The sequence below is a fragment of the Gordonia polyisoprenivorans genome (assembly GCF_017654315.1).
GTDB lineage: Bacteria > Actinomycetota > Actinomycetes > Mycobacteriales > Mycobacteriaceae > Gordonia > Gordonia polyisoprenivorans_A.
The window spans coordinates 2,616,849-2,630,424 of sequence record NZ_CP072203.1; the positions used below are offsets into that span (position 1 = coordinate 2,616,849).

13 protein-coding genes are annotated in these 13,576 nt (G+C 68.4%); 7 read left to right on the top strand and 6 right to left on the bottom strand.

Going from position 1 to position 13,576, the window contains the following annotated elements; all coding sequences use genetic code 11:
• Positions 1-5 precede the first annotated feature (5 nt).
• Positions 6-1,148: a GuaB3 family IMP dehydrogenase-related protein gene (locus J6U32_RS11790; RefSeq protein ID WP_208795602.1), complete on the top strand. Its 1,143-nt coding sequence runs from the start codon at positions 6-8 to the stop codon at positions 1,146-1,148.
• A gap of 55 nt (positions 1,149-1,203) precedes the next feature.
• On the top strand, positions 1,204-2,970 hold the full coding sequence (locus J6U32_RS11795; protein ID WP_208795603.1) for a GMC family oxidoreductase: 1,767 nt from the start codon (positions 1,204-1,206) through the stop codon (positions 2,968-2,970).
• 84 nt (positions 2,971-3,054) lie between these two features.
• Here the strand turns inward: J6U32_RS11795 and J6U32_RS11800 are convergent, their stop codons facing one another.
• From J6U32_RS11800 to J6U32_RS11810, 3 genes are read right to left on the bottom strand one after another with little or no spacing between them, the layout of a single operon-like run.
• Positions 3,055-3,657, bottom strand: a complete 603-nt coding sequence (locus J6U32_RS11800; protein ID WP_208795604.1) for an energy-coupling factor transporter transmembrane component T family protein — start codon at positions 3,655-3,657, stop codon at positions 3,055-3,057.
• Entirely contained in the window at positions 3,654-4,328 is a 675-nt protein-coding gene (locus J6U32_RS11805) for an energy-coupling factor ABC transporter ATP-binding protein (RefSeq protein WP_208795605.1), read from the bottom strand. The genes J6U32_RS11800 and J6U32_RS11805 overlap by 4 nt, the downstream gene beginning before the upstream one ends.
• Positions 4,329-4,347: 19 nt before the next feature.
• Positions 4,348-4,992, bottom strand: coding sequence for a biotin transporter BioY (locus tag J6U32_RS11810; RefSeq protein ID WP_208795606.1), 645 nt, complete (start codon positions 4,990-4,992; stop codon positions 4,348-4,350).
• 98 nt (positions 4,993-5,090) lie between these two features.
• Between J6U32_RS11810 and guaA the strand changes: the two genes are divergently transcribed.
• Together guaA and J6U32_RS11820 are read left to right on the top strand one after the other, a co-directional pair.
• Positions 5,091-6,677, top strand: coding sequence for a glutamine-hydrolyzing GMP synthase (gene guaA, locus J6U32_RS11815; RefSeq protein ID WP_208795607.1), 1,587 nt, complete (start codon positions 5,091-5,093; stop codon positions 6,675-6,677).
• Positions 6,678-6,717: 40 nt separating this feature from the next.
• Entirely contained in the window at positions 6,718-6,912 is a 195-nt protein-coding gene (locus J6U32_RS11820; RefSeq protein ID WP_208795608.1) for a hypothetical protein, read from the top strand.
• A gap of 16 nt (positions 6,913-6,928) precedes the next feature.
• Here the strand turns inward: J6U32_RS11820 and J6U32_RS11825 are convergent, their stop codons facing one another.
• Together J6U32_RS11825 and J6U32_RS11830 are read right to left on the bottom strand one after the other, a co-directional pair.
• The gene (locus J6U32_RS11825) at positions 6,929-7,171 is read right to left on the bottom strand and encodes a hypothetical protein (protein ID WP_208795609.1); all 243 of its coding nucleotides are present in this window, start codon (positions 7,169-7,171) and stop codon (positions 6,929-6,931) included.
• A 32-nt stretch (positions 7,172-7,203) separates the two neighbouring features.
• The gene (locus J6U32_RS11830; protein WP_208795610.1) at positions 7,204-8,559 is read right to left on the bottom strand and encodes a PspC domain-containing protein; all 1,356 of its coding nucleotides are present in this window, start codon (positions 8,557-8,559) and stop codon (positions 7,204-7,206) included.
• Between the two features lie 163 nt (positions 8,560-8,722).
• Here J6U32_RS11830 and J6U32_RS11835 point away from each other — a divergent pair, with 163 nt between their 5' ends.
• The gene (locus J6U32_RS11835; RefSeq protein ID WP_244332831.1) at positions 8,723-10,114 is read left to right on the top strand and encodes an ATP-binding protein; all 1,392 of its coding nucleotides are present in this window, start codon (positions 8,723-8,725) and stop codon (positions 10,112-10,114) included.
• The gene (locus J6U32_RS11840; RefSeq protein WP_020171740.1) at positions 10,111-10,791 is read left to right on the top strand and encodes a response regulator; all 681 of its coding nucleotides are present in this window, start codon (positions 10,111-10,113) and stop codon (positions 10,789-10,791) included. Before J6U32_RS11835 ends, J6U32_RS11840 begins: the two co-directional genes overlap by 4 nt.
• Before the next feature lie 66 nt (positions 10,792-10,857).
• Here the strand turns inward: J6U32_RS11840 and J6U32_RS11845 are convergent, their stop codons facing one another.
• Positions 10,858-12,129: a serine/threonine-protein kinase gene (locus tag J6U32_RS11845; RefSeq protein ID WP_208795612.1), complete on the bottom strand. Its 1,272-nt coding sequence runs from the start codon at positions 12,127-12,129 to the stop codon at positions 10,858-10,860.
• Between the two features lie 177 nt (positions 12,130-12,306).
• Here J6U32_RS11845 and J6U32_RS11850 point away from each other — a divergent pair, with 177 nt between their 5' ends.
• Positions 12,307-13,344 carry an Rv2578c family radical SAM protein gene (locus tag J6U32_RS11850; protein WP_208795613.1) on the top strand — a complete coding sequence of 346 codons (1,038 nt, stop codon included), beginning with the start codon at positions 12,307-12,309 and terminating at the stop codon, positions 13,342-13,344.
• Positions 13,345-13,576: the final 232 nt, after the last annotated feature.

Consider the following 13,576-nt stretch of genomic DNA (forward strand, 5'->3'; position numbering starts at 1 on the left):
CATCGGTGCGTGACCTCGTGGACCTCGGCATGGGCCGGACGGCGCGGCAGACCTTCGAACTCGACGACGTCAGCATCGTTCCGTCGCGGCGGACCCGGTCATCCAAGGACGTCTCGACGGCGTGGCAGATCGACGCCTACCGTTTCGAGGCGCCGATCCTGAGTCATCCGACAGACGCCTTGGTCTCGCCGGCGGTGGCCATCGAACTCGGACGACTCGGCGCTCTCGGCGTCATCAACGGTGAAGGGCTCTGGGCGCGTCATCGCGACGTCGAGGACAAGATCGCCGAGTTGGTCGAGGTGGCGACCACCGATCCCGATCCGCAGGCCGCGGTGCGGCGCCTGCAGGAACTGCATGCGGCGCCGCTGGATCCCGATCTGCTCGGTGCGGCCGTGGCCACCATCCGCGAGGCCGGGGTGACCACCGCCGTGCGCGTCAGCCCCCAGCACGCTCCCGAACTGACCCCGGCCCTGGTGGCCGGTGGTGTCGAGGTTCTGGTGGTGCACGGCACGATCATCTCCGCCGAGCACGTCGTGCAGGGCGCCGAACATCCGCTCAATCTCAAGACCTTCATCGCCGACCTCGACATCCCCGTCATCGCCGGCGGGGTGCACGATCATCGCACCGCGCTGCACCTGATGCGTACCGGCGCCGCCGGCGTCATCGTCGGGTACGGCTCCACCGCGGGCGCCACCACCACCGGAGAGGTCCTGGGCATCGGGGTGCCGATGGCCACCGCGATCGCCGACGCCGCCGCCGCCCGACGGGACTATCTGGACGAGACCGGCGGACGGTACGTTCACGTCATCGCCGACGGCGACATCCACACCTCCGGCGACCTGGCCAAGGCGATCGCCTGTGGAGCCGACGCGGCCGTTCTCGGCACTCCGCTGGCCGCCGCGGCGCAGGCCCCGGGGCGGGGCTGGTACTGGCCGTCGGCGGCAGCGCATCCCGACACCCCACGCGGGGCCCTGCTGCAGGTGGCCACGCCCGACGGCCGACCGACCCTCGAACAGATTCTCACCGGCCCGTCCGCCGACCCCTACGGGGAGTTGAATCTGGTTGGCGCACTTCGTCGTTCGATGGCCAAAGCGGGGTACTCCGATCTCAAGGAGTTCCAGAAGGTCGGGTTGACGATTCACCGCTGAGGGGAAAAGGAGACCCCCATCACTCAATGTGACAATCGGCGTTAGAATGTTCGCCATGGCAGCCCACCATGGTTCACCCGACTTCGACGTGCTCATCATCGGTTCCGGCTTCGGCGGCAGCGTCAGCGCGCTGCGCCTGGTCGAGAAGGGGTACCGGGTCGGCGTGATCGAAGCGGGTCGCCGCTTCGACGACGAGGACTTTGCCAAGACCAGCTGGCGGCTCAACAAGTGGCTCTGGGCACCCAAGCTCGGCCTCTACGGAATCCAGCGCATCCACGCCCTCAAGGACGTGATGATCCTCGCCGGTGCGGGTGTCGGCGGCGGCTCGCTCAACTACGCGAACACCCTGTACAAGCCGCCCACCCCGTTCTTCACCGATCCCCAGTGGAATCACATCACCGACTGGGAGGACGAACTGTCGCCGTACTACGACCAGGCGCGGCGGATGCTCGGGGTGGTCACCAATCCGACGTTCACCGAATCGGACCGCGTCATGCGTGAGGTCGCCGACGAGATGGGTGTCGGCGACACCTTCACCTCGACCCCGGTCGGTGTGTTCTTCGGGGAGAAGGTCGGCCTGGCCGGTCGTCCCGGACAGACCGTCCCCGACCCGTACTTCGGCGGGGCGGGTCCCGAGCGCACCGCGTGCACCGAATGCGGCGCCTGTATGACCGGTTGCCGGGTCGGCGCGAAGAACACCCTGATGAAGAACTACCTCGGGCTGGCCGAACGCAACGGGGCGACGATCATCGACCGCACCACCGTCGACGGACTGTCCCGACGGGCCGACGGTACCTGGGAGGTGAGCACGCACGGCTCGTCGTCGTGGGGTCCGCTGGGCCGGCGCAGCCGCACCTACACCGCGTCGCAGGTGATCGTCGCGGCGGGGACCTTCAACACCCAGCGTCTGCTCCATCACGCCAAGGAGCGCACCCTGCCCGCGATCTCGGATGCCATGGGGCGTCTGACCCGCACCAACTCCGAATCGATCCTCGGTGCGAATGCGGCTCGATACGATCCCCAGCACGATTATTCGCACGGTGTCGCGATCACCTCGTCGTTCCATCCGGAGCCGAACACGCACATCGAGCCCGTCCGCTACGGCAAGGGGTCCAACGCCATCGCCTATCTGCAGACGCTGCTCACCGACGGTGGCACCCCGGCTCAACGATTCGGTCAGTTCCTGGCCGCGGTGGCCCGCAATCCGTTCCTGCTCGCCCGGATTCTGGTGGTGCGCAAGTGGAGTCAGCGCACCGTGATCGCCCTGGTGATGCAGAACAACAACAATTCGCTGACCACCTTCGTGCGCAGGCGCGGACCGCTGCGCTACATCACCAGCAGGCAGGGGATCGGTGAGCCCAATCCGACCTGGATTCCCAAGGGCAACGAGGCCACCCGTCGGATCGCCGACAAACTCCCGGGCGGGATGGCCGGCGGCACATGGGGTGACATCGTCAACATGCCGCTGACCGCCCACTATCTCGGTGGGTGCGCGATCTCCGACGATCCGGCGAATGGTGTCATCGACCCTTATCACCGCGTCTGGAACTACCCGACGCTGCACATCACCGACGGCGCGTCGATCTCGGCCAATCTCGGTGTGAATCCGTCGTTGTCGATCTGCGCCCAGGCCGAGCGCGCAATGGCGTTCTGGCCCAACAAGGGTGAGATCGACACCCGGCCGGAACAGGGTGCGGGATATACGCGACTGCAACCGGTGGCACCTGCTGCGCCCGTGGTGCCCGCGGATGCGCCGGGGGCGTTGCGTTTGCCGATCACGCCGGTTGAGCGGGTCGAATTGCCTTCGGCGCCGGGAGCGTAGCGAGCGGGCCGGGTGGGTTCGGCGCCGGGAGCGTAGCGAGCGGGCCGGGTGGGTTCGGCGCCGGGAGCGTAGCGAGCGGCGCGGTCAGTCCAGGCTGCGTGCCGAGAGGCTCTCGGCGAATCCGTCGGCGGTGCGCAGGGCGCCGAGCACGATGGGCGCCACCAGGATTCGAGGTCCGGGGCGTAGGCCGCGAGCCCGTCGGGCCTCGTCGACCTGACCGGCGATCTCGACCATCAGGGGGATCGCGCGGATCGTGAGTGCCAGGGCGATCGCGATGAGGTCGGTGCGAACCCCGAAGCGCCGCAAGGGCTGCAATCCGCGGGTCAGTGAGTCGAGCATGTCGGTGGTCCGGGTGGTCAGGGTGACCACCGCCGCCAGCAGCACCGACAGCGCCAGGATTCCGCACACGAGCAGCGCGCGCCGCGCGTCGGTGAAGATCCACTGGAAAGCGAAGATGAACACCAGGATCCACAGGGTGGGCCGGAACTGGCGCCAGGCGGTGACCGGTCCGATCCCGGCCAGCGCGTAGAGCGCCGCCACGGCGAGTGTGGCAATGCCCAGCGCGGGCAGTGAGCGTACGGCCAGGGAGATCGCCAGGATCGCCACGGCGAGCCCGACCAGCTTGATTCCGGGCGAGAGCCGGTGCAGCGGTGAGTGTCCCGGACGGTAGGTGCCCAGCGGATTCACGTCATCATCTCCCGGTAGTGGCGCAGTGCCGGTGTGGGCTCGTCGTCGGCGACGATGCGTCCGTCGTCCATCACCAGGACGCGGTCGAAGTCGGAGACGAGGTCGAGGTCGTGACTGACGACGATGAGTTGCTCGGTCAGTCCGGCGAACACCGCGCGCAACATCCGGGCGTTGCGCAGATCCAGCAGGGTGGTCGGTTCGTCGGCGACGATCACCGCGGGTTCGGTGACGAACACCGATGCCAGGGCGAGGAGTTGTTTCTGGCCGCCGGAGAGCCGTCCGGCGGGGGAGTCGGCGTGGTCGGCCAACCCGAACCGGTCGAGCACGGTCCGGGTGCGTTCGGCGCGTTCGGTTCTGTTCAGTTCGGTGCGGGTGAGGGAGAGCTCGATGTCCTCGGCGACGGTCGGCATGATGATCTGCCGGTCGGGGTCGGAGAAGATGAAGCCGACCTCGCGGCGGACGCGTCGTTTGTGGCGTCGCGCGTCGATCCCGTTGACCGTCACCGTGCCGTGGTCGGGGACGACGAGCGCGTTGATCATTCGCACCAGGGTCGATTTGCCGCTGCCGTTGGCGCCGACGATCCCGATGCGATGTTCCGACAGTGTCAGCGACACCTCGCGCAGCACGGTGCGGGCACCGAAGGCGTGGGTGATGTCGCGGAACTCGATCACGATGGCGGTCCGGTCGCGGTCAGTTCGACGGGGAGGCCTCGTGGGTCGGTCGCCGCAGCGGGCCGATCAGACCCGGCCATCCGCGGTGGACCTGGGCGGCGACCAAGGCGGTGACGACGGCCTTGATCGCGTCGCCGAGGATGAACCAGCCGTTCGCGGCGATCGCCGCCCACAGCGTCATGTCGGCGCGGATCATCAGGCCGATGGTGCCGCAGATGTACACCACGAGAATCCCGCCGATGATGTTGATGACGATGCCGGGCAGCACCCGATACCGCGGCACCGTCTGCGATCGGGCGCGCGTCCACATCATCAGTGCGGTCAGTACGCCGATGACGATCACTCCCGGCAGGAAGCCGACGAAGAAACCCGCGGTGGGGGAGCTCAACGCGGTCAGCCCGTTGCGGCCGCCGGAGAGGATCGGCAGGCCGGCGATCGCGAGCACCATGAAGATGACCACCGACAGCGTGCCCTTCTTGGGGCCGAGGATCGCCCCGGCGAGCATCACGCCGAGCGTCTGGAAGGTGATGGGCACGCCGGCGGTGCCCACGGTGATGGTGCCGGGCAGGCCGAGTGCGGCAATCAGCGCGGCGAATACCGCCGCCTGGGTGATGTCGGCGATGGTCAGTGACCAGGCACTGGGCCGGGTATCAGAAGTAGTCATTGCGAAAGATGAGTATTCCACGACGATCGGGGTCCGCGATCCGCCAGGGCGCGCAGGGTGAACCGCCCGGTGTCCGGCGGTGCCACTAGACTCGCCCTGTGACCGATTCGCAGGGATTCATCGACGGCCCGCGCCCGGTGCTCGTCGTCGACTTCGGTGCCCAGTACGCGCAGCTGATCGCGCGCCGTGTCCGTGAGGCGCGGATCTACTCCGAGGTGATCGCGCACGACGCGGGTATCGAGGCGTTCAAGGCCAAGGACCCGGTGGCGCTGATCCTCTCCGGTGGGCCCGCCTCGGTGTACGCCGAGGACGCCCCGCGACTGGATCCGGCGATCCTCGACCTCGACCTCCCGGTCTTCGGTATCTGCTACGGATTCCAGACCATGGCCGCGGTACTGGGTGGCCGGGTGGCCAACACCGGTGGGCGCGAATTCGGGCGCACCACACTGACTCTCACCGACGAGGGGCTCCTGCACCAGGGCCTGTCCAGCACTCAGCCGGTGTGGATGAGCCACAACGACGCCGTGCAGGAGGCGCCGGAGGGATTCACCGTCACCGGCTCGACGCCCGGTGCGCCGGTCGCCGCGTTCGAGAACGTCGCGCGCCGGATGGCCGGTGTGCAATACCACCCGGAGGTGCTGCACACCCCGCACGGTCAGCAGATCCTGACCCGCTTCCTCTACGAGATCGCCGGGCTCGAGGCCGACTGGACCGCCGCCAACATCGCCGACGCACTCATCGACCAGGTCTCCGACCAGATCGGCGACGGTCTGGCCATCTGTGGTCTGTCCGGCGGGGTGGACTCCGCGGTCGCGGCGGCCCTGGTGCAGCGTGCGATCGGCGATCGGCTGACGTGTGTGTTCGTCGACCACGGTTTGCTGCGCGCGGGCGAGCGTGAGCAGGTGCAACACGACTTCGTCGGTGCCACCGGCGCGAAACTGGTCACCGTCGACGCCGCCGACACCTTCTTGCGTGAGCTGTCGGGGGTGAGCGATCCGGAACAGAAGCGCAAGATCATCGGCCGCGAGTTCATCCGCTCCTTCGAGGGCGCGGTGAGTGAGGTGCTCGGCGATCACGCCGAGGGCGGACAGCAGGTCGACTACCTGGTGCAGGGCACCCTGTATCCGGATGTCGTCGAGTCCGGCGGTGGGAGTGGTACGGCCAACATCAAGAGCCACCACAACGTCGGCGGACTGCCCGAGGATCTCGAGTTCAGTCTCGTCGAGCCGCTGCGCCTGCTGTTCAAGGACGAGGTGCGCGCCGTCGGACGTGAGCTCGGTCTGCCGGAGGAGATCGTTGCGCGTCAGCCGTTCCCGGGTCCGGGTCTGGCGATCCGGATCGTCGGGGAGGTCACCGCGGAGCGGCTGGCCATGTTGCGTAAGGCCGATCTCATCGCGCGTGAGGAATTGACGGCCGCCGGACTCGACGCGCAGATCTGGCAGTGCCCGGTGGTGCTGCTCGCCGATGTGCGCAGCGTCGGCGTGCAGGGCGACGGCCGCACCTATGGTCATCCGATCGTGCTGCGCCCGGTCTCCAGTGAGGACGCGATGACCGCCGACTGGACCCGCGTGCCCTACGAGGTCCTCGAGATCATCTCCACCCGCATCACCAACGAGGTCCCCGACGTGAACCGTGTCGTCCTCGACGTCACCAGCAAGCCGCCGGGCACCATCGAGTGGGAGTGAGTGGGGGCCGTGGTGCCGTCGCCATCGACGTGCGAGTGAGATGTCCGGCGCCATCGGTCTCGCAGCGCTGACACTCGTGTCGCTGCTACTCGCCGCGGCAGCGATCGTTGCGGCCGTGACGGTGCATCGGCGCACCGGAAGTGTTGTCGGAGCGGTGGTCACCGCCTGTGCCGCAGCGCTCGTCACCTATGGCGTCGTGATCATCGTGATCATGAGCGGGCAACCGAACCTCTAGACAGTTCGGCAGATGATCAGCGCGACCGGGCCGATCGCGCTCCGGTCGCGATGAGCAGGGCGCCGACGGCGACGGCGATCCCGACGACGACCCATCCGATGGTCGCCGGGTCGGGCAGCGTCGGCCCGTCGGCGAGTCCCCAGCCGGCCACCAGCAGGGCGGCGAGCCCGATCACCGCCACCACGGGGGCCCGATGCTGTGGTGCGCGGTCGGTGTCGCTGTCCTCCGTGTTGTCGAATGATGGTGTCGTGCTGTTCATCTCGTCTCCTGTCCAGGGATTGCCGGAGGTGTTCATCGCTGTACCTTCACACTGCCGACATTGGTGTGGGCGTCGATGGTGAGCACGGGACCGGTGGTGCCGTCGTTGCCGCCGTCGAGTCCCTCGGGGCAGGAGTAGTCGCCGACGCCCGCGCTGCATTCGGCTCGGATGTTCATCCCGGCGGGCACCTCGACGACGATCTCACCGATTCCGTTGCGCAGGTGCACGGTCTCGTCGGTCGTCAGGTCGACGTCGCGGAGATCGAGCGTCATGCTGCCCATGGTCAGTGTGTAGTCGTCACGGATGTCGTTCTCGCTCATGGGCTTCCAATTCCGCTCGCCGACCCCGCCGCCGGGCATACCGAACCGGTGGTCACCGGAGGCGGCGCCGGCGAGCAACGTAGTCACGATCACCGCCGCCGACAGTCCGACCGCGAGCGGTACCAACGCCCCCGGATGGGACCGCGTGGAATGCCTGCGCAGCCCGTTGACCAGCAGACCCGCTCCGATCACGGCCAACGCCAGGGACAGCACGTGTGGCACGGTGAACCAGCCGGCGCCGAGTCCGTGTGCGGCGATCCCGCCGGCCACCACCAGGACCGCGATGCCGACCACGATGAACGAGAACGCCGATCGGCGGGGTGCGGCAGGTGGCGTCGGCGGCGCCGCCGGTGTGGTGGGTTCGGGGAGGTCCCAGGCGAATCGGGCGGCCCCGAGCGGATCCCACGACGGGGGTGTGGCCTCGACGAAGTCGGTCGGTGCGGCAGAAGTCGAGGCTGTGGTGCTCGCGGTCGCTGATGTGGCGACCCCGGCCGCCGGCTTGGCGAGATCGACCGCTCCCGGTGTGCCGGGTACCGACGCCGATGCCGTGGATGCCGCACCGGTTCGTACCGCGCGCGGGGTCCAGCGGACGAATCGTTGCGGCGGTTCGGGCGCCGACACGGTCGCCACGCTGGTGTCGGCGGGCGGTTCGGGCGTGCGCAGGAACAACAACCACCATCCGATGAGCATCAGGATGCCGCCGACGATTCCGCCCGAACCCCAAGGGCCACGCGAGAACACCGACGACACGACGATCACGACGACCACCCACAGGATCACCGTCGGATTGTTGTGCCACCCACGGGAGACACCGCGATCGCCGCCCGCGGCGTGCGTGCGGGCCCGGGTGGTGGACGGAAAGGCGATCCACGCCGCGAGGTACAGGAGCACCCCGCTGCCGCCGAAGACGGCCGCCACCACGAACGCCACCTTCACCAGCGTCGGGTCGACCCGGTAGCGCTCACCGATGCCCGTGCAGACACCGGCGATGGTGCGCGGAGAGGCCGGTCTGGTGGGCCGTGTGGCCCACAGCCGTTCGAGCTGCGTCCGAACCTGCGTCGTGTCCATGGCACTCATCGTGCTCGGTTCGTGGCGAGCTCACATCGGGGACCGACCCTGAGATCCACCCGGATCGACGCGTCACCGACGCCGGCCGGTGGCGCGGTCTTCGGGGTCGGCACCGGGGTGAACCCTGATGCCCGGGCCCGACGATCATGGAAGTATCGAAGGCATGGCAACCGACGTCGAGCGTGCGCAGCGGCTGATGCGCCGCAGTGGCGGCCGCGTGATCGGTGGTGTCGCCGGCGGTGTCGCCGACCACCTCGGTGTCGACGCATTCCGGGTCCGCGTCGTCTTCGTCGTACTGACCGCGATGGCCGGGGCGGGTGCGCTCGCGTACGCGCTGTTGTGGTTCTTCTGCCCGCCGGGCGACGACGTCGCCGCTCCCAGCCCGTCCGAGCGCAGGCAGGCGTGGGGACTGGCGCTCATCGGACTGGTCGCGATGAGCGTGGTGGGCTTCGCCGCATCCGGTACCCCCGCCACCTATCTCGTGCCACTGGTGTTCGTGGCCGTCGGCGCAAGTCTGGTCTGGCGCGAATTCGACACCTCGGCGCGTGCCCGCCCCCACGGTCCGCTGCTGACCTGGACACGGCTGGCCGGTGGCGCGGTCCTGGTGATCGGGGGCTTGGTCGTCATCGTGTTCGCCGGCACCCGAAACTTCGGCGGATTGAGTACGACGCTCCTCGCGGTCGGTGCGACGTTGCTGGGCGTGCTGTTGCTGACGGTGCCGCTCTGGATGCGAATGTGGCGCGCCCTCAACGAGGAACGGGCCGCGCGCATCCGCAATGCCGAACGCGAGGAGATCGCCTCGCACCTGCACGACTCGGTGCTGCAGACGCTGGCCCTCATCCAGAAGCAGGCCGCCAAGCCCGAGGAGGTCGCGCGCCTGGCCCGCAGCCAGGAACGAGAATTGCGGACGTGGCTGTTCGGTGATCCGGCGCAGCGCGGCGGGTCCCTGGTTGCCGCAGTGACCAGTGTGGCCGGCGAGATCGAAGACCATTACGGCATCGAGGTCGAGGTGGTGACGGTCGGCGATCTGCGGCCCGACGAGGAGACCGACAAGTCGATCGCGAAACGATGGCCCGCGCTGATCGGGGTGACCCGGGAGGCATTGATCAACGCGGCCAAGCACTCCGGTGAACGCAAGATCGATGTCTACCTCGAGGTCGGCGACGACGAGGTCGAGGTGTACGTGCGCGATCGCGGCGTCGGTTTCGATCCCGACCGGGTCGACGGCGACCGTCAGGGCATCGCACGGTCGATCCGGGCCCGCACCGAACGCGTCGGTGGGCGGGTGTCCATCCGTTCGGCGCCCGGTCGCGGCACCAATGTGCGGGTCACCATGCCCCGTGGGGACCCCGTCCCGCACGAGGACGAGAAGGCCGGGGCCGATCTCGAAAAGCGTTCGGATACCGCCACTTCCGGCGAGGATCCCTCGGTCGTCCGGACTCCTGGCCGTCGCGGTGCAGGGCGCCCGGGCTCCGACCACACCGGCACCGCCCAGCACGGCACCGACCAGCAAGCCACCGACGATCCGAACACCGACCACGGAAAGGCATCATGACCATCGAAGCGCCGCAGACCGGGCACTACCGGGTGTTCCTCGTCGACGATCACGGCGTGTTCCGGTCGGGGGTGCGGGCCGAACTCGCCGGCGAGGACGGTCTGACGGTCGCCGGCGAGGCGGGCACGGTCGCCGAGGCGATCGCCGGGATCACCCGTCTGCGACCGGATGTGGTGCTGCTCGATGTGCACATGCCCGCCGGTGGTGGGGTCGCGGTGCTGCGTGGGGTGACCGACGCGCTGGGCGTCGATGCCCCGGTGTTCCTGGCGTTGTCGGTGTCCGACGCGGCCGAGGACGTGATCGCCACGATCCGCGCCGGTGCCCGCGGTTACGTGACCAAGACGATCGACGGGAGCGAACTCGCCGACGCGGTCCGTCGCGTCGCCGAGGGCGACGCCGTGTTCAGTCCGCGTCTGGCCGGATTCGTGCTGGACTCCTTCACGGGCAAGTCGTCGACGCCGGAGCCGCAACTGGACCCCGAACTCGACTCGCTGACCCGACGGGAACTCGAGGTCCTGCGACTGCTCGCACGCGGGTACACCTACCGCGAGATCGCCGAGGAACTGTTCATCTCGATCAAGACCGTCGAGACCCACGCCTCCAACGTGCTCCGAAAGACCCAGCAGTCCAACCGGAATGCGCTCACCCGGTGGGCGGCGACCCGTCACATCGGGTGAACCGTGCCTCGCCCGGATCCGACCGATGTGCTTGATGGACGAGCGCTTGATCAGTCGAGTGCTTGATCAGACGAGTGCGATCACCAGCACGATGATGGCGGCGAGGACGACGAAGAACAAGAACACCACGGCGGCAAGGACACCCGGCGAGGTTTGCCGGTGCGGCGCGGGTGGACCGAGTGGCGGCATCGCGCTGCTGTAGGACGGCGCCGTCGGATAGCGCGGCGAGTACTGTCCCGGAGGCTGGGCGCCGGGATGGGACATGGCTCCGGGTGCTCGGGCCGGATCGTAGGGCGGTGGCGTCGCCACGCGGGTGGGATCGTAATGGCGTTGTGGTGCAGCAGGATTCGAGGTCATGCCGCGGGATGAACTCGACGCCGGTGGTGGCCCGGACGGTGGTGCCGTGCGAGGCCGGGTGTTCAGGCCGAGGTCGGATCGGGAGACGAGGCTGGTCAGCACCTGCTCGGTGGAGCCGTGCTCACCCGCGGCGATCCGGGCGAGTTCGTCGCGTGCCTGCGCCATCGTGACGCGGCGCCGAGGGCTCGGCTCGAGCATCCGCAACAGGACCGGTTCGAGTACGCCGGCCCGCTTCATCGGATTGATCTGCGCACGCGCCACCCGATGCAACATCACCAGCGAGTTGTCGTCGACGCCGTACGGCGGCTCCCCCTCGACCATCGTGTAGATGGTGGCGCCGAGAGAATACACATCCGACGGCTCGGCCGGCTCGTCGCCGCGCGCGACCTCGGGTGCGAAATAGGCTGGGGTGCCGGTGATCAGGCCGGTCTGGGTGAGGGTGACATCGTCCTTGGCGCGGGAGATGCCGAAGTCGGTGATCTTGACCAGCCCGGCCTGACGCCCACCCCCGGCGATGAGGATGTTGCCGGGTTTGATGTCGCGGTGGATGATTCCCGATGCGTGTGCCTCGACCATCGCGTCGGCGACCTGCGCGCCGATCTTCGCGGCCTCGGTGACCTCGAGAGTGCCGGTGGCATGCAGGATCTGGGCGACGCTGCGTGAGGGCAGATACTCCATCACCAGCCAGGGTTCGCCGCCGTCGAGGGCGACGTCGTGCATGGCGATGGCGTTGCGGTGGCTCAATCGGGCGGCGATCCGGCCCTCGCGCATCGCGCGCTGCCGAACGGTTTCCGCGGAGTCCTCGGACAATCCTTCGGTGGAGAGGACCTGCTTGACGGCCACCTCACGGTCGAGGAGCTGGTCGCGGGCGAGCCAGACCGTGCCCATGCCGCCGCCACCGATGCGCGAGACGAGCCGATAGCGTCCGGCCACCAGGAAATTGGGGCCGGGTGTCCGGTGGCTGTCGACGTCGGCGGGCATGACAGCGATGATAGCCGGGGCACGCAGGGGTATTGCCCGGTGTGAGCTGGGCGTCCGCCGATGAGGGGAGTCGAGGGGGAGTGCGGCCGAACCGGAGCATCTCGCGGCACGCCGTGATCGGCCAGGGAGTTCGACGCGGAGATTGACAAGCCGTAGCACATGTGTTCGACTCCGGGTATGCGTTGGTCCGAACAGGCTGTCGAAGCCGACGATGGTGCCCTGCCGGGTCTGGGACGGGCCGGGCTGGTGCGATCGGTGCAGACCCCGGAGTTCGAGGGCATCACCTTTCACGAGGTCCTCGCCAAGAGTGCGCTCAACCGGGTGCCCGAGGAGTCCGGGTTGCCGTTCACCTACACGGTCAACACCTTTCGGGGGTGCACCCATGCCTGCCGGTACTGCTTCGCCCGGCCCACCCACGAATACCTCGACCTCGACGCGGGCCGGGACTTCGACTCGCAGGTCGTGGTCAAACTCAACGTGGCCGCGGTGTTGCGCAAGGAATTACGGCGTCGGTCCTGGCGTCGGGAACCGGTGGCCCTGGGCACCAACACCGACCCCTATCAGCGGGCCGAGGGCCGCTATCGGCTGATGCCCGGCGTGATCTCGGCGCTGACGGAATCGGCCACGCCCTTCTCGATCCTCACCAAGGGCACGCTGCTGCGACGTGATTTGCCCCTGCTGCGTCAGGCCGCCGGGCAGGTGCCGGTGTCGCTGAGCATCTCGCTGGCCTTTCATGATGCCGAGTTGCAGAAGCAGATCGAACCGGGGACGCCGTCGCCCGCGGCGCGGCTCGCACTGATCCGCGACATCGCCGAGGCCGGGTTCGGCCCGCACATCATGGTCGCCCCGGTGATCCCGTACCTGACCGACTCCAGCGCGCACCTCGACGCTCTGCTCGCCTCGCTCGCCGAGGCCGGGGCGTCGGGCGTCACCGTCATCCCGATGCACTTGCGCGGCGCCACCAAGCCGTGGTTTCTGACCTGGCTCGCCGAACATCACCCGGCGCTCGTCCGCCGATATCGCACGCTGTACGGGCGGGGCGCCTACGTCACCCCGGAGTATTCGTCGTGGCTGCGGGAACGGATGCGGCCGATGGTGGCACGTCACGGGTTGGCCGGGTCGTCGGGCTCGCGTGTGGGGCACCCAGAGCAGCATTCCGGCGTCGACGATCCGGTGGCCGAACCCGAACTGGCACAAGTACTCACGTTGTTCTGAGACCGCGCGTTCTTCCCGGGGGTTTTCGTTCGTCCTCGGGAGATTTTGCGGGGAAGGGTGTGATCCTTCGGGAAGAAGCCCGGGCGACCTGCGCGGTTGCGGACTGTCGGAGCCGCGTCGTACGATCAGGGCATCGAAAAAACATTCGATTCGCGGGGTGATTCCCCGAGTCGGATGGGACGCGATGGTGTGGCACTTCCCGGCCCGCCGAGCATTGTGTGCGCTGGCCGGA

What these genes read in the sequence shown, in the direction of transcription:
- J6U32_RS11850 (WP_208795613.1), top strand. Translation starts at nt 12,307, where the DNA reads ATGCGTTGGTCCGAACAGGCTGTCGAAGCCGACGATGGTGCCCTGCCG.
- J6U32_RS11810 (WP_208795606.1), bottom strand. Translation starts at nt 4,992, where the DNA reads ATGACTACTTCTGATACCCGGCCCAGTGCCTGGTCACTGACCATCGCC.
- J6U32_RS11820 (WP_208795608.1), top strand. Translation starts at nt 6,718, where the DNA reads ATGTCCGGCGCCATCGGTCTCGCAGCGCTGACACTCGTGTCGCTGCTA.
- J6U32_RS11830 (WP_208795610.1), bottom strand. Translation starts at nt 8,559, where the DNA reads ATGGACACGACGCAGGTTCGGACGCAGCTCGAACGGCTGTGGGCCACA.
- J6U32_RS11795 (WP_208795603.1), top strand. Translation starts at nt 1,204, where the DNA reads ATGGCAGCCCACCATGGTTCACCCGACTTCGACGTGCTCATCATCGGT.
- J6U32_RS11840 (WP_020171740.1), top strand. Translation starts at nt 10,111, where the DNA reads ATGACCATCGAAGCGCCGCAGACCGGGCACTACCGGGTGTTCCTCGTC.
- J6U32_RS11835 (WP_244332831.1), top strand. Translation starts at nt 8,723, where the DNA reads ATGGCAACCGACGTCGAGCGTGCGCAGCGGCTGATGCGCCGCAGTGGC.
- J6U32_RS11825 (WP_208795609.1), bottom strand. Translation starts at nt 7,171, where the DNA reads ATGAACAGCACGACACCATCATTCGACAACACGGAGGACAGCGACACC.
- J6U32_RS11845 (WP_208795612.1), bottom strand. Translation starts at nt 12,129, where the DNA reads ATGCCCGCCGACGTCGACAGCCACCGGACACCCGGCCCCAATTTCCTG.